This window comes from Methanomicrobium sp. W14, assembly GCF_017875315.1.
Classification (GTDB): domain Archaea; phylum Halobacteriota; class Methanomicrobia; order Methanomicrobiales; family Methanomicrobiaceae; genus Methanomicrobium.
Window position 1 is genome coordinate 323,111 of record NZ_JAGGMM010000002.1, and the last position, 15,731, is coordinate 338,841.

Annotated in this window: 17 protein-coding genes; 3 read left to right on the top strand and 14 right to left on the bottom strand. The window is 42.5% G+C overall.

Annotation, left to right across the window (positions count from 1 at the left end; genetic code table 11):
* Positions 1-51: 51 nt before the first annotated feature.
* The 10 genes from J2128_RS07465 to J2128_RS07510 all read right to left on the bottom strand — a co-directional run bounded on the left by J2128_RS07465 (position 52) and on the right by J2128_RS07510 (position 7,721).
* Positions 52-441, bottom strand: coding sequence for a hypothetical protein (locus tag J2128_RS07465; RefSeq protein WP_209690512.1), 390 nt, complete (start codon positions 439-441; stop codon positions 52-54).
* Between the two features lie 310 nt (positions 442-751).
* Entirely contained in the window at positions 752-910 is a 159-nt protein-coding gene (locus tag J2128_RS07470) for a hypothetical protein (protein ID WP_209690513.1), read from the bottom strand.
* A gap of 70 nt (positions 911-980) precedes the next feature.
* Positions 981-1,370, bottom strand: coding sequence for a hypothetical protein (locus J2128_RS07475; RefSeq protein ID WP_209690514.1), 390 nt, complete (start codon positions 1,368-1,370; stop codon positions 981-983).
* Positions 1,371-1,438: 68 nt separating this feature from the next.
* Positions 1,439-1,903, bottom strand: a complete 465-nt coding sequence (locus tag J2128_RS07480; protein WP_209690515.1) for a hypothetical protein — start codon at positions 1,901-1,903, stop codon at positions 1,439-1,441.
* A gap of 101 nt (positions 1,904-2,004) precedes the next feature.
* Entirely contained in the window at positions 2,005-2,625 is a 621-nt protein-coding gene (locus J2128_RS07485; protein WP_209690516.1) for a hypothetical protein, read from the bottom strand.
* Between the two features lie 211 nt (positions 2,626-2,836).
* A complete protein-coding gene (locus J2128_RS07490) occupies positions 2,837-3,229 on the bottom strand; it encodes a hypothetical protein (RefSeq protein WP_209690517.1) in 393 nt (130 codons plus the stop codon).
* A 22-nt stretch (positions 3,230-3,251) separates the two neighbouring features.
* Complete coding sequence (locus J2128_RS07495) at positions 3,252-4,658, bottom strand: zinc-dependent metalloprotease (RefSeq protein ID WP_245323468.1); 1,407 nt, start codon at positions 4,656-4,658, stop codon at positions 3,252-3,254.
* Between the two features lie 473 nt (positions 4,659-5,131).
* Positions 5,132-6,544 (bottom strand): hypothetical protein, encoded by a 1,413-nt coding sequence (locus J2128_RS07500; protein WP_209690518.1) that lies wholly within the window; start codon positions 6,542-6,544, stop codon positions 5,132-5,134.
* Positions 6,537-7,265 carry an ABC transporter ATP-binding protein gene (locus J2128_RS07505; protein ID WP_209690519.1) on the bottom strand — a complete coding sequence of 243 codons (729 nt, stop codon included), beginning with the start codon at positions 7,263-7,265 and terminating at the stop codon, positions 6,537-6,539. The genes J2128_RS07500 and J2128_RS07505 overlap by 8 nt, the downstream gene beginning before the upstream one ends.
* A gap of 150 nt (positions 7,266-7,415) precedes the next feature.
* Positions 7,416-7,721, bottom strand: a complete 306-nt coding sequence (locus J2128_RS07510) for a hypothetical protein (RefSeq protein WP_209690520.1) — start codon at positions 7,719-7,721, stop codon at positions 7,416-7,418.
* A gap of 631 nt (positions 7,722-8,352) precedes the next feature.
* Here J2128_RS07510 and J2128_RS07515 point away from each other — a divergent pair.
* A complete protein-coding gene (locus J2128_RS07515; protein WP_209690521.1) occupies positions 8,353-9,207 on the top strand; it encodes a bifunctional 2-polyprenyl-6-hydroxyphenol methylase/3-demethylubiquinol 3-O-methyltransferase UbiG in 855 nt (284 codons plus the stop codon).
* A gap of 91 nt (positions 9,208-9,298) precedes the next feature.
* Here the strand turns inward: J2128_RS07515 and mcrA are convergent, their stop codons facing one another.
* The 4 genes from mcrA to frhD all read right to left on the bottom strand — a co-directional run bounded on the left by mcrA (position 9,299) and on the right by frhD (position 14,002).
* Positions 9,299-11,005 carry a coenzyme-B sulfoethylthiotransferase subunit alpha gene (mcrA, locus tag J2128_RS07520; RefSeq protein ID WP_209690522.1) on the bottom strand — a complete coding sequence of 569 codons (1,707 nt, stop codon included), beginning with the start codon at positions 11,003-11,005 and terminating at the stop codon, positions 9,299-9,301.
* A gap of 4 nt (positions 11,006-11,009) precedes the next feature.
* On the bottom strand, positions 11,010-11,771 hold the full coding sequence (gene mcrG, locus J2128_RS07525; RefSeq protein WP_209690523.1) for a coenzyme-B sulfoethylthiotransferase subunit gamma: 762 nt from the start codon (positions 11,769-11,771) through the stop codon (positions 11,010-11,012).
* 78 nt (positions 11,772-11,849) lie between these two features.
* Positions 11,850-13,172: a coenzyme-B sulfoethylthiotransferase subunit beta gene (gene mcrB / locus J2128_RS07530; RefSeq protein WP_209690524.1), complete on the bottom strand. Its 1,323-nt coding sequence runs from the start codon at positions 13,170-13,172 to the stop codon at positions 11,850-11,852.
* Positions 13,173-13,495: 323 nt separating this feature from the next.
* Positions 13,496-14,002 carry a coenzyme F420-reducing hydrogenase, FrhD protein gene (gene frhD, locus J2128_RS07535; protein ID WP_209690525.1) on the bottom strand — a complete coding sequence of 169 codons (507 nt, stop codon included), beginning with the start codon at positions 14,000-14,002 and terminating at the stop codon, positions 13,496-13,498.
* 153 nt (positions 14,003-14,155) lie between these two features.
* Between frhD and hmdB the strand changes: the two genes are divergently transcribed.
* Positions 14,156-15,211, top strand: a complete 1,056-nt coding sequence (gene hmdB / locus J2128_RS07540; protein ID WP_209690526.1) for a 5,10-methenyltetrahydromethanopterin hydrogenase cofactor biosynthesis protein HmdB — start codon at positions 14,156-14,158, stop codon at positions 15,209-15,211.
* Positions 15,212-15,237: 26 nt separating this feature from the next.
* Positions 15,238-15,723 carry a DUF3236 domain-containing protein gene (locus tag J2128_RS07545; RefSeq protein ID WP_209690527.1) on the top strand — a complete coding sequence of 162 codons (486 nt, stop codon included), beginning with the start codon at positions 15,238-15,240 and terminating at the stop codon, positions 15,721-15,723.
* Positions 15,724-15,731 lie beyond the last annotated feature (8 nt).

The window sequence follows — 15,731 nt, forward strand, 5'->3', positions numbered from 1 at the left end:
AAGGTATTTTCATAACCGGTCTTTTGGTATATTGCGTTTTATGAAATTTTTTCAGGACATTGAGACGAGAATTTTGTAATAGCTGTTGTTCCAGTACAGGGCTTTGTGTATATACTTCGAGCTGTTGTTTTTGTCGGCTTCAACGGAATAACGGGATTTTAGTTCATATATTACTCTTCCGGAAACGCCGGCGGTACTTATGAACCCGCTTTTGTCCGGGTCGGCATTTTCAAAAAGTTTTCTTAACTGCGGATATCTACTGAAGTCGTCATCCGTTAAGTTTACGACCTGCATCTTCGATGCATTGGCGGCATCGATTTCACTGAGATAAAGCGTTCCCCCGAGGTCCATTGAGGAGATGTACATTATAAGAAATATTCCGGATATTATGACTGCTGCAAAAAACAGGACGATTAACAGGGTTTTATATATCTTTTCCATCTTCCCGGATGTCTCCCTTTATTTGTCATGATATCCTCTATAATATATTTTTTGTTATTTACTGTCCAATGTAAATGTCAGTTGTTTTACAGTGCTGCTGTTTTTATTGCTTCCTGTTTTTTTGGGATCCGGGAAACCGGCAGTAAATTACAGGCATGTTCTCCTGAGCTTCAGCCTGAAATATATGAATGAAGCCGTCAGGACAATTGAATATATAGTCCCGTAAAAAACTCTCAGGCTCATTCTGAAAAGTATCTGACCTTTAAGTATATCTTATGAAAGTTTTTGGTTGGGCCTGCATTTTCGTTTTTCAACATATTTTGTGGTTCTTTTCGAGGATTCCCAAAACTGCCACTGCTAAAACTCCAAGAACTGCAAAGAGAAGCATTATTGCCCACTGGCCTGTCACTGCCCCGTAAAGAACGGCAATTATGGCAATAATAAAAATGATCCAGTTATACCTGTCCATATTTTATATAATTTTTATCAATGGTAATTATAGATTTCCGTTATAAATCTGAATGTGTAAAAACAAAATTTTATTTTCCGGTGTTCTGCCCGTGTTTCATTTTAAAGGCAAAATACAAGATTATCATGAAAACAAATCCGGCAGGTGTCGTGACGTAACCGTCGCTTAAATAAGCGTTAACCTGAGTTATCTGCAGTAAAGCCACAATGAAAAGCCAGATAATGAATCCCGTAATCAGGCCTGATATTTCCCAAAAATCCGTTTTTTCGAAATAGTATATCCCTGCAGATACAAATACGGGGATTGCTCCGAGAGTCAGCCAGTTTCCAAAAGGACTTTTAATGGTTAAAATTTCTGCCGGCAAAAACATTCCTGCCACATAAATGACTGAAATATACACAAAATAGAACAGAATACCGAGAAGTATCCCGTATGTCCTGTATGTTTTTTCGTTTTTCATTCAGATTTCTCCTTATTTTTGTTGCGGTTTTGGTGTTATCAGGACTTTTTTTATGGATTTGCACGTTTTTAGTCGCCGCAGTTTGCGATATAGACCGGATATGTGTGGTAGGCTGTTGAAACTTCGCATGAGTCATTTATCTGAGCATATATCCTCGTTGGCAGAAGGCAGTCTTTTGGATCAGGGTCATAAGGGTCGAATGTAATCATGGTATAATTCATTTTGCATGTCTCAGAGTACTCGTTGCAGTTGTAGTTTGAGAGATTTGATTTTGAAAATGATATCGATTTTATACTGTAGTTTCCAAGCAAATCCATCACTTTAGGGTCATTTATTGCAATTTTAAGAGCCTGTGCGTCCGTAAGTTCCATAGTGTTTGTGACATTCTGCGGGCATTTGTCCGGAATGCTCATTGAAGTATTATTTTCGTAAACGGAGTTTTTCAAATCTGAGACGGTGTATCCTGCAATTATTCCCAGAAAGAAGACCGCGATAAAAACAATCACTGTTGCCGTTTTATCAGTACATTTCATAAGTCCCTTGCCTTTTTCTTAAGTTGATTTCTCCCACGGAATATATCACAGTTTTAATATAGACCATTTATTGCACATTTCTCTACACGTTTTTTAGCATTTCAGTTTGATATCATCCTCAGGACAGAGTATTTAATCCGGTCGATTCTGTTCTCCAAAAAGGATTTCCCCTCATCTATAACGTCAACAGACCTGTAGGAAAAGTGAATGACCCTCCCTGATTCTGATTTTTCAGGAGTACTTTCTATGATATAGTTTATGCCGTTTACATTGATTCTTGCAATAAGCGTATTTTCACTTATGGTAAGGACGATTTCACTCTTTTTTGCGTTGTCCAGGTTTCCGGTGAAAGAAAAGGTCTGCGACACTACGTCTGGTGCATTGACCCTCATTCTCCCGAGGTTCATCGTGTATGAAGCTCCATCAATTACGACCGGTATTTTTTCGCCGTTTTTGAGCATCTCACGCATTTTTTGCGTGTCAAGTGTTGATAATTCGTATCTTTCAATAGTATGAGGTATTTTTAGTCCGGATTCATTGACTGGTTCCGTGATTTTTTCCGAAATACCTTCAATGTTTATAATTGAGAGTTCTGTCGTTTTATCGGAAATGCCTCTGAATATATCATCCTTTGGACCTGTAACAGAAACCAGCACTGCACCTGCTATAAGTAAAACAATAAAAAGCAGACTTATAACCAGTTCACCGTTTTTGGTTTTCACCTGAATCCTGCCCCCTTTGAATTCTTACGAAATCCCGTGTGAAAGGGAATGGTTCCGGCATTAAAAACCCTGTAATTACGTTTGAACATCACTTAAACACTCATCCTGCTTAAAATAAGCATGGTTTTAATATAAACTTCTTATTGGACATTCATATTACGCATTGGTTTATGCCGCAAATAAAAAAGGCATTTATATCCCTGTAAAATATTTATGCACAGCCTATTAAAGTGTAATATAGAGAGCCGTTGTACTCAAGCACTTTCCCGTTCAGGACAGCAGTACTGTTTCGGTCTTCGGAATATATCATTGCAATATGGCCGTCTTCAAATGCACGTTTCAGAGCCGGTGTCTCTTCAATGAAAGTGTCATTTATTTCCATAATTTCATAGCCTTTATTTATGATATTCTCTCTTGTAGCGTTTTCACCAAAGGTATACTTTTCATCTCCGGCACTTATATTAAAAAGACTCAGAAAACTCGTTGCAATTTTTTCTTCGTTTACACCTGGAATCGTTATCATGTGTGACATTACCAGGAAGAGCGAAACCAATACCAGCACCAGAACTATTGCAAAAAATTTTAAAATTTTATTTCTATTCATTCATCAACCTTCTTTTAATCCTTCAGTTTGCATATGATGCAACTATATTTTTTGTTTCATAAATTCTCAGTGCATTGTTGCAGTAGTAGTCGCCGTGGTAGTCATTTGAAGAGACTTCAAATGTGTTGCTTTTCAGAATAGGTGTCCACATAACAGTTTGTTTTGTGAAAATCAGATTTTCTGTCCACTGATATGCACGATTATATGATTCCCCCTGTCCCGAACTTTGTTCTCCCTGCTGGTGATCTGCATCAAATATATGACCGATTTCATGAATTGTAGCTTTTGCTCTGTCTTCATGAACTCCATCATATGAGGAAGGGTCATCTTTCATCTGAACCCATGCATATCTTCTTTGAAGTGGATTTGGACAATCATAACCATACGTCGCTGCAATACCTATGTAAGAACTATCGTAACCACCAAGATAGAGAGCAATGTCTTCATGGTTACTGTTCAGATATTCTATTGGTACCTGACGAATAATTGAATCACATGGTGATGTTATGTGTTGACTGTCCGATGACAAAGCTGAGGCCTTAGATGTATCGTAATGTGCATAAAATCTTATAAATATGTCAGACCTTTGAAATTGGTTGTTTAGCTCTGCAATTATATCCTGAGCTTTAGCCAGCCAGTCAGGTTCATCTGAAATCCATTGGTTATCTGTAAAAACCCTTATTCTGACTGGGGTTAAACTCTTCGTTGAACTTTTGGAGTTAATTCTCTCTTCTTCGATTTTAGCTTCATCATCTCTCTGTTTGAGCTCTTCATCTGAATAATATTTATGGGCAAGGTAATCTTCTTCTGTATTTAAGGAACTTCCGTCATCCTTGACGTCGGTAGATCTATGAGAGTAATGAATAATTCTTCCAGATTTTGATTTATCAGGCGTACTTTCTATAACGTAGTCAATACCGTTAACATTTATTCTTGCAATTAACACTCTTTCACTTATAGTAAGAACGACCTCGCTGTCTTTGGTATCTTCAAGGTTTCCAACATATGAGTATGTTTGAGACTTAACGTCAGGTGCATTTACTTCCATCTCACTGAGGTTCATTGAGTATGAAACTCCATCAATAGTTACAGGGATTTTTTTATCACTTATCAATAGGTCACGCATTTTTTGGATGTCCAAAGTAAAAAGATCATATTTTTCAATAGAATCTGGGATATCCAGAGAAGACTTTTCAGTTGTTTCCGGCATTGCCTCAGAAATACCATCGCCAATTTTTATAATTGTCAATTTTTCAGTAATGCTGGATATATTTGTATTTTTTCTTCTGCACTGACCGTCGGAACAAAGACCATTCCGATGAGTGCCGCAATCAAAAGCAGGCTTAAAGCCCACATGCCTTTTCCGGTTTTCATTTTTTACCTCTGTTTTGTTTTTTTGAAAATCCGGCATGCAAACTTTAATCTGCAATAATGCGGTTACACTTACATGCCGGAATATACCAGCCGGCTGATAAACACCCGGAAAAAGAATGAAAGTGATTCAGGTAAATTGGTTCTTTCTTTTTTTCCGGTTTCTTATTTTTCGACTGACTTATAATTTTACAGGATCGATAAAAAAAAGAGTGAACATCCCCCTTCTATTGTCTCTCCCGGTTGAGACTTATAAAAGTTGTAGTATAAGCGGTTTTCCGTCCCAGTCCTCTACACGTTTTCAGAAAATGCCTCTTGATGTTAATATTGTTACTCATTTATTCATAAGAAAAAATGCACTCCTCTCTAAAGTGCTCTCAATTTGGAATTTACGAATTCCTTTGACAATTCTCTCTCTGTTGCGCGGACAAGCGGGTAGTTGGCCGGCAGTTTAATAATAATTTTATAACACACATTTCTCCATTTTTAGCGTTAACCACTGTGAATCAGGCGGGTTTTTACTGAAAAAGGTTACAGCCCTGTAAAGTCTTCTTCGTCCCATTTTTTGAACCCGCTTTTCAGAAGAAGCCATGCCGGGATAAGGACTATGACCGAGGCGTAGGCAAGGAGAGGATTTGCGGACGTCAGTGCGAGGAGGACGAGTATCAGGGGACCTGTTGTCAGCATGTACTTGAGAAAAACCCTGACGTTGTATATCATATTCCCCGGCTCAAGTCCGCACAGCCTTATTGTGAGTCCAAGTTCAAAAAAAGAAATAGAAAGGCAGAGTACAACGGCGTTCGGGACATAACCGGCGGAACCTGAAATTAGTCCCGCAGCAGAGAGAAAAAGAACAGGGATAACCTGAAGAAACGTGAAAGTCTTTGCCTTAGCCTCTATGACTGATGAAATTTTAAGCGGGAGGAAGTAATATGCCGAAATCGAGTCGAATTCCGTAAGCCACGTGTACATGGTCGACGAGATGACTCCTGCAACGACCGCAAGCGTGAAGAGAATGATTCCCTGGCTAATTAATCCGCCTAAAAATGATAAAAACAGCCATATCAGGCATAGCGGGAGTAGAAACGAGAAAACAGTCTGTCCCAGTCCGATACCGCTCCTGTAAAGGTCGACGAAATCCTTTGCAACGATTATATTATCGCTGAAAAATTCATATTTCTTCGTCAGCCTGTCGAGAAGGTTTTTGTGATGTTTTTCGGAGCCGTTGTCATATGGCGTGAAGAATTCGATTGAAAGCAGAAACATCACGGCTATTATAATGAGGGTTATCGCAAGTCCTGAATATGAAAACGACGGGAAAAGTGTCAACGGCAAAAAAACACCTTTTATAACAGTTTCAGGGGAACAGAGAAACGCAGAGATTATGACTGCCAAAACCGCCGCAGCAACAATTATGGCGGCGGCTTTTTTGCTCCTCACGTAGACTGCCGACAGAAGAAACACTGTGCAGAGTCCTGCAAGAAATGAAACCGAAGACGTAAGGAGCAGAAGCAGGGGCCAGTATATGCTTATTCCGAGAACCGGCGATGCGACCAGAAATCCGGCCCCAAACGGGAATATCCAGAGCAGAAAATAGTATAGAATGTCTTTTACCACGAAGTTTAGAAACAGGACCTTTTCAGGTACCGGAAGACTTCTTGCCGAATATGCAACAAGGCTTGCCTGCCCGAGCCTTCTGTTCATGACCTCCTTTCCCAAAATCCCGAATGACCCCACCATAATCCCTAGAAGTGCGAACTGCGCATGAATCACGAGCCCGAGGACCATTGTGTCGATTACACTTGTTATGATAGGAATCAGAAACGAGCCCATAAAGGCGATTGCAAAAATAAGTATGGGAAACAATGCGAAATTGAGGCTTCCGAAAAGGGTGGAGTGCATCCTCCACTCCTCCTTAAACATCGCGAGAAAAAGGTCAAACATCCTTTTCCCTCTTTTCGACAAGCTCCATGAAAAAGTCTTCCAGCCTGACGTTTTTTTCCTTCAGGCCGGAAACGTTTCCTGCGTGCAGGAGCTTTCCCTTGTGCAGTATTGCAAAATCGGAACAGATCTCCTCTGCGGTCTCAAGGATGTGCGTCGAAAGAAATATCGTATTCCCCTTTGATACGTAGTCCTTCAGGAAGTTTTTGACTTTTCTCTGCATTACCGGGTCAAGGTTTATCAAAGGCTCGTCTATAAGGGCAAGTTTCGGTTCGTGCAAAAAAGCCTGTGCAAACATGAGCTTCTGTCTGGTCCCGCGGGACAAGTCCTTGCATAATACGTCCTTTTTATCAGAAAAGTCAAGGTAATCGAACCAGAGGTCTATTTTTTCCGAAGTGTCCCCGAGTTTTCTTATTTTTGAGACGAAGAAAAGGTATTCCGAAGCCGTAAGAAAGCTTGGCGGAGTCTCCTGTTCGGGGATTATTCCGACGAGTTCACGCACTTTAATCCCGTTTTTGAAAGGGTTTTCCCCAAGAATTTCAGCGGAGCCTGATGATGATTTAATCTGCCCTGTAAGCATCTTTATAATAGTGGTCTTTCCTGACCCGTTAGGTCCCAGAAGCCCGAACAAGGCTCCTTTTTCAACGGAAATGCTGACCGAGTCAACAGCTCTCAGGCTGCCGTAGTCTTTTGAAAGACCTAATGTTTTTATCGCAGGCTCCATAGTAATCTTTTCTTTTCAGTAAAATGTTGTTTTTGCACTATATCAAAATGGTACCTGTTAGTCTGGGAGTATCTGTATTTGAATGTCAAATTTAAAATAAGAATCATACCATTACTTGAGTTAAAAAGAAAATTCAGAAATTCTAAAAAGTTAACTCCATATTTCCACAATACGGAGTACGGCAACATCTGTCACCTCAATAAGCAACAGGACAAGTACAGCTAAAACGATTCCTTTTAAAATAGATTTAACAGTTTTAACTAATTTAAAGCGTTCTTTATTATTTTTAAAAAAGATGATTAAGCAAAGCAGCCACAAAACCGGAAATATTAATGCAATATACCCGCCACCAAGCAGATATCCGCAAATAAAAAGCAGAAACAGTAGTGAAGTACACAACACAAGTTGGGAATAGTTTATTTTCTTGTCGAATATACTTTTTATGTCGTTTTTCATTGGAATCTCGGGATAATTTCAGGCAATATAATATGTATAACCTAAATTGTAATTTATCTTCATAATCATAAGAACTTTAGTATAAATCATCTGAGTCTGTCAGGCCCCAGTATATACAGATATTATTATGTTAATTTTTTTTAAAATTGCCGGTCTTGTAAAAACACTTCCAAGGGAGAGAAAATTCTAATTTTAACTCAGGGAAGATTTAGTCCGGTAAATTTTGTGAAATGCATGTTTTCGGTGATTTAATGAAAGTAAGGCAATAATTTAAGTTTCGGAAAATACCCTGATCAGGTTGGGAAAATCATAATAATTCTTTACAATATGTTTCTTAAAAAAGGTAATTTGGTCTTCTGGAGAGTCATTAATTCATTATGATATTTTCTTTTTACACTACAAACCTCTACACGTTAAGCGGGAGCAGTACTTTGTTCACTGGATTAAAGCCCTTAGAGACCGGTTACTATTTTATTTTGGAGGCAGAAGGAACATGACTTTGGTCATTGCCGGCAGGTCGGATTTGTGCGGGTCTGAAGGTGTAAAATACGGCTGGTCTTATAGCAGGCACCTGAAGAACGCTTAATAGGAATATAAAATAAAAAAACCCATTATCGGGAGAAAAAAATATATGAATCTTAAAAAACTCTGCGAAATATCGGAAAAACCGGAAATATACGAGAAGGGGGACGCTTTCATGTGGGATGACGAATATATCTCAAAAAAACTCCTTGAAATTCATTTAAGCCAGGATACGGACCTCGCAAGCAGGAAAAAGCCTGCAATTGAAAAAACGACCGGCTGGATCCTGGAAAGGCTTGGAAAGGAGAACGCCGACATTCTTGATTTAGGGTGCGGGCCCGGTCTTTATTGTGAAATTTTCGCCGGGAGCGGTCACAGGGTGACCGGTGTGGACATTTCAAAACGTTCAATCGAATACGCGAGAGAAAAAGCCCTTGAAAAACACCTTGATATCAGTTATATCAACGAAAATTACCTGAATATCAGTTTTGAAGAGAAGTTCGACCTTATTGTAATGATATTCTGCGACATTGACGTTCTGGTTCCGGTTGAAAGGGACAGGCTCCTGGATATTGTTTTTAAAGCCTTAAAACCCGGAGGTATGTTTATATTTGATACGATGAACGGAGAAACAACCGGGATTATGAAAGACGGTGAAAGAAACTGGGAAGTCTCAGAGACGGGATTCTGGAAAGATTCACCGCATATGGCACTTTCGGAGTCGTTTCATTACCCGGAGAATAACGTATTTTTAAACCAGACTATAGTCTTTTCAGAACCTGACGAGTACAGGACATACCGCTTCTGGATGAATTACTATGAGTTTTCCGGCCTTCGGCCCGTTCTTGAAGAAAGGGGATTTTCAGGCGTAAAAAAGCATGAAAACGTCCTGACAAGTGACGACTTCTACTGTGGAAGTGCCGTTACCTTTTACGAAACGGTAAAACCTGAAAGGATAATATAAAAAATCCTGATAAAAAAGTTTGAAGGTTATTTCTCTGCCATGGTGTAGGAAAAAATAGCAGTTTTATTTTTATATTCCTTTTTCTCTGTTTTTATCTTGCGGGGATTATAAGGGAGCGTTCTCCTGCCGGCATAAATTCACGTACAGCTCCTCTTGCGAATTCACGTCTCGGTTCGGTAAAATCAAACCTAAGAGAAGGATCGGCAAACGTTATTTTAATCAGGGGTTCTAGGCAGAAAGCGTCTCCTCTTCCGTAATGGGCTCCGGACACGATAGCCGCGTATTCTCCCTGGTGGCCGACGTTCATAGCGTAGTTGGGGTAATTAGGCCCCCTGAACTCCCCTACAAGGCCCCTGTCAGGTTCGACAGAAAGGGAGTTTGCAGAACCGCACTGGTCCTGAAGGTCGTAGCCGAAGAACCCGAGCCTGCTCCACCCGTCTTTGTGCATAAGCATGCACAGGTACCATGCATTAAGCCCTGCATTCGAGTTTCCGGTTGCAATTGACGTCGAAAGACCGCATGCAGCGGCCATTACACCGGCACGCTGCGAACCGCCGAAATGGTCTTCCATCATTGTCGGGAACTGCTCGTACTGCTCCATTGCATTGAGGCAGACCTCGGTTGCAATATCGTTTACTATCTCCTGTGTGGGCCTTACTTTGTCCGAAGGTGAAGGGTTCTTCCAGTCGACATTGTATTTCCGGTTTATGTAGTCCATGCCGTAGTACGTAAAGTCGTCAAGGATGTTGTCGGTGTATGCGGCAGTTGCGTACTGGGTGAAGCCGACACCGCCTGACATGTATGAACCCAGCCAGATCTGGTCGAAGAGCATACACCCTGCACCCACGACTTCAAGAGAGGCTTTTGCCGGGTCGTTTGGGTATTTGCGGTTTGCCTGTATCATGTCGCCGAAATAGCCGAATTTGATGCCTCCTGGCTCGTTTGGGCCTCTCGCACGGCGGGCGGGGAGAATAGTCCCCATCTGGATGACACCTGCGTGCTTTGCGGCAAAAGAAAGGTCTGCTACAGCCGCTTCACCGGCACACATCCTGTAAGCGGCGATAAAGGACATTCCAATCTGCATTGCGGACCATCTTGAGGTTGTACCCCCGTCGCATGTCCTTGAGACGATGGTCGGGATGTGAATCGCCTGGAATATGGATTTTCCGACTTCTTCCTTTAGTTCTGCGGCCTGATTATTAGGGAACAGTTTGTCTATGTTTATCAGGTACTGCGGGTCTATATCGTCAGCAAGTTCGTCGTCGCCTGTGAATATCTTGACATAGCAGTCGTCGGTAAGGCTCGGGTGTGTTTCGACCATATGCTCCTGTACGACGGCACCGCCGGGCATTGCGTGGTTGAGGGTGTGAAGGTACTCGTTGATTGTCTCCGGAGTTACCTCTTTTCCGAGCCGCTTTTGCAGGGTGGCATGAGCCATATCCATTCCTACAATGACGGTTCTTCTGATTTCGTCCCACATCTGCTGCATTGCGGCGTTGTTGACGAAGTGCAGGTCGTCGCCTTCTACGAAGACATCGGTTCCGGAGACCTCGTATGTCATAAGCTGGCGCTGGCCCATAGGAATTCCGCCGAGATGGCAGCGTTCGGGGTCATACATCGATATGCCGCGTTTTTTTTCGATTTCTGCGGTTTCAGCCATGAACTCCCGCTTACGCGGGGACTGCCTGACGCCGTTGAAGTTGTAGAATGTGGTCCTTTCGGATTCTATATCCTGTCCCCTGAATTTTTCTTTAAGAGCATTCAGAAAAAGTTTCTGTGATTTTTCGATTTTACTCATGGTTTCACTCCTCGGAAGGCATGAAGCCGTATTTAGTTCTCAGCGAGTGGATACGCTGGATGTATTCGATATATTCGCTGTCCCTGCGCAGTGCCGTTCCTACAAGAGAGTGGAATATGGTGCTTTTTTCGCGGAGCCATTCGTCGTCCATAGGCTTTCCTACAACAACAGGTCTGTCGAGCGGGACTCCCACCTGGTCTTTTACATAGCAGACATTGCCGTCTTCTGCAAGTATGCAGCGCTGAATAGCATCGAACATAAGGCCGTCCTCTGCAAGGCGCAGTGAATGCCCGTGAACGGTTGCCCCCCTGCACGAGACTGTGGCAGGATCGAAGACTTCTGTCTCGATAAGTATTTTGGCGTATTTTTCGAGGTCACGTTCACGACATTCTACAATCTGGCGGCCTGAAAGAGTCCCCGGGTCTATTGCCCGGAAGCGGTACATCTCCATGTATGTCCTCTGGTAGGGCTGGCTGGGCGCATTGAACATCGAGTCTGCAAACTGGATATAGCGGACACGGTCACCGGCCTTTGCCCCTTCCGTCGGTTTGACCAGTTCTCTCATCGGGTCTTCGGGCTCCTGCTGTTCGGAGAGCGGGGGGTGGGCGGACGGGTATGCCTGCCCTGGAGCACGGTGCCCGAGGATCATGATAATGTCCTCGTCTGTTACAGATCTGATTTTTTGCAGTTCATATTCGGGGTTCATCTGGTTACGCCGGTTTTGCGCAACGTTTGATGTTCCCGGACCATATTGGGGTTTATACATATTATCACTAAAATCCCGTCAAAAAATATTTGTCCTAAACATTTTCTGAAAAATTCTGTTCTCAAAACAGCAGGCTGATCAGGCGACTTCCCCTGCACCCTTCGCTATCTGGTGCAACGGTTTTCTGAAGACGTCTATCTGGCCGTAAGTTTCGCCCATTATCTTTGATGTACTCTCAGGCGAGAACATCTGCGTCCCTGCATCAAGAGCACAGGCCGCAACGGCACACGGAATCGCCACACCGTTTGCATGCCTTGTCACGACGTGGTTTCCGTTGAAAATTCCGGGTCCTCCGCCTCCGTAAATGGAATGGCTGAAGAATGAAAATCCTACGGCTGTACCCATCATACGCCCGAAATCGCAGGACGGAAGGCCTGTTTCGTGCTCAATCAGGTCGTTGAAGTAAAGAAGCGTCGCCGAAGCCGCCTGCGCAAATCTTCCTGCACCGCAGTTTACGATTGTTGCGGCAAGCTGTCCTGCCGCGACATATGCATTCCACATCATCGGGTCTTTGGTATCGTAAAATCTGAAGTATTCGCCTTTTTTGCCCGGGGAAATTACCCTGTCCTCAAGAGCCCGTTCGACAAGTGACTGGACGACAGTGCCGACTGTTCCCGACTGTCCGTTGTCCTTTACGATGTCGTAAACCATGTTGTCGGCGTTGAGGCCCTGGTGTCCGTAGGAGAGCAGAAGGTTTCTTTCGAAAGGCCCGATTGCGGCCCCCATCTCGTACTGTCCGGCCATTTCCAGGGTTGAAGCAAGTGCAACGCCCTGAAGCGAGTTTCTTCCTGTCATCATGACGAAATGGTTTACAGGTATATTTCTGAGCGCAAATCCGATTCCCTCGTTGTTCTGCGGTATTGAAAGAATAGATGTGACAAGGGCGCCCTGCATGTCCATAGTCTGCGGGTAGGAACCCCAGCATGCGGCTTTAACCATTGAAGCGTCAAAGGCATCGACTTTGAACTGGTCGATTATCGAATATGTCACAGCCGATGCGACAGAGCTTATTGCCGCATCGTATGTCGCCGCGTTCTGCAGTCTTTTTGAAGGGACCTGGACAAGAAGCAGATTTCCGCCGTTGAATTCAAGAATGTTGGTGTCATCATCTTCTTCGATTTGGATCATGCTCCTAATCTTTTCAACGAGACTGTCCTTGTTTTCAAGAATCGGAATATCGAGTTCCCTTCCTTTGATTCTGCTTTTGCCTTTACCAATCCTTCCTGTCCTGAGGGCATTTTCTATACCTCCAAGATTGACGTTAATCGTTCTTTTAGTCAGATCGATGATCTTATTCGCAGCGGGGTTAATCATCGGACTTATTTGCCCGAGGTTAACATCACTTTTGAGAAGTTTGCCGTCGTCTGAATACAGATCGATTGTATCTGAATATGCTACCATATCAGTTCATCCTTTTAACCTTTGTTCAGAGTCCTTTTAAGAGAAAGAAATCTTTTGAATTTTGTCAGATTCTTAAAATTAAAATATCAAAACTCTGAAAGGGGCAATAAATGTTTAAGAATAAAACATATAAAGTTTAGCAAATAATTCTAAAAAATTGTATTGATGTAATACTAAATCTAATAATTTTACCTTATAAGCATTACCATATATGGTTATTAATTAAAAACATATGATCTAACAGCTAAAAAACAGGTCCTGATTAATAAAAAGCTGTAAAAGGATTATTTTTAATTTTTATGTACTCCGGTCTTTTATTTTTATTAATCTTCAGACACCTCAGTACACCTGTTAAAAGCGCAGCTGCTGCGAAAATCAATTCCCACAAGTATGAATACCATCCCGACTGCACGTGGTACAGCTTTTCGGACTTCTTTTGAGAGACCGATTTCCATAAACAGTCCCCCTTTTTTTTGCGGCTGGCACCCGATTACATGGACGTCCATCTTATTTTTAAGCATTTCCAGAGATGATGAGATACCCCCGGGCTCTGCGTCCTTCAGTTTTCTTTCAAATTCCTCATTAAGGTTGAATTTCGTAATGTCGCCAGGCACGGAGCAAAAATCGACGATGTCAATTACAATCAGTTTTTTTGTGGTTTTAGGATCAAGCAGGCTAAAGAGAAGTTCAGGCCCGCCAAGCCCGGCATCGATGGTTTTTACGTTTCCGGGAAGCACGGTTCTTTTAAGCTCTTCAATTACAGCCGGACCGAACCCGTCATCGGCAAATAACGGATTTCCGCAGCCTGCGATTACAATCTCGGGATACAATTGCAATACCTCTTTTTTCGTTTAGTATACCTGTTGCAGTCTGATCTCTTTGGTATTAAAAATAATAAATATTTAGTGATTTAGTAATATTAAAAATAGGTTTAATATGAAAATTTAATATTGCATAACCTGAACCATATATGTGATGAAACAATGATTGAAGATATCCTGAAAATGGCGGAGTGTGGGATAAGACCTGGCAAAAGTGATGTTTTGCGCCTCTTCCAGCCGAAAAATGATGATGAATTCTCAAAAATAATTGATACTGCCTTTGGAATTAAAAAGCAATACAGCAAAACCGTAAAACTGACATCTACAATTCATATTACAAACGAGTGCAGTATCACACCTAAATGCAAGTACTGCGGTTTTGCCGCAGGGACATCTCCTGACGGGTACTATAAGCCGTTTTTTAAGACCGACGAAGAAATACTCCGGGCCTCGGTAAAGATTGAGGAGTCGGGCATCCCGAGGGTCAGCTGTTCCGGGGGTCACGGGTTCGGGGGGAAGCAGGCAGTTAAGGCCGCTTCTATCGTAAAGGAAAATACATCTCTTGAACTTTTAGTCAATGTAGGGTTTGACCTGGACAAAAACTCTCTTGAAGAACTGGCCGGCTACGGAACGGATACGGTATGCTGCAATCTTGAGACGACAAATGAAGCGATATTCAGTTACTTAAAGCCGGGTGAGTCACTTAGAGGCCGGATAGATGTGTGCAGAAAGATATGCGACAGCGGCATAGAGCTCTCGTCAGGACTTCTTATAGGAATAGGCGAATCTTATGAAGACCGTTTCAATCACCTGAATTTCCTGGGGGAATTTTCAGGTCTCGGAGAAATTCCTATAATGGGCTTCAATCCTTACAGGGGTACACCTATGGAAAACTGCCCTCCGTGTCCGTTAAGGGAGCAGATGCTTACAATAGCGGTAACCAGGATATTGTTCCCTGAAATCAGGATTACCGTCCCGACACCTACCATAGGGCCTGAAAACGTCAGGTATTCCCTGATGGCCGGTGCTGATAATCTTGCCACAGTAATCCCTGTAAATTATCCTCTTGAAGTGAAAGGTGTCGGCTCTCCTGTCTGCGGAACGCTTGACGGCGTCCTGAAAGTCGTAGAAGAAATGGAATTAAGTCCGCAGATCCGGTTTTCCAAAAAGTCGCAGAGAAGAATAGTTCCTGTCGGTCAGGTAATACGGCATGAGTAGAATTTTTTGATTTTCAGGAAGAAGACATGAGTTTCGAAGATATAATCAAAAACGCTTTTCTGGAGTCGATGAACGGTGAAAGGAGGGGGGACACTCCCGGTGAAACCGAAATGATAAGGGAATATATCAAAGATTCAAAGAAAATTGTCGTCCCGAACTGCAATGACCAGAAAGTGGAGGCTATAAACGAAGTATTAAAAAAGTTCGGGCTTTCTTTGGCCTCTCATCTTAATGTATATACAAACTGCTGCGATGCCTCAAGGATGCCGGCCGTGGAAAAAGCCTGTCTTGCACTCGACATTACAGGGGCCGACCTCGTGATTGCAAGGGGAAGGCTTGGAGTTCCTGGCTCAGGGTCAATGCTTATAATAATGGACTGCAGGGGAAGAATTCTTTCGGCAGCAATTTCCCCCCCGCATCATGCCCACGGAAAAACAGTCTATGAAGCCGTAAAAGACGAAATTAAAACTGCTCTGGAAAGAATCGGGTTTGTTGACGGAATAATTTCATGAGACGATTA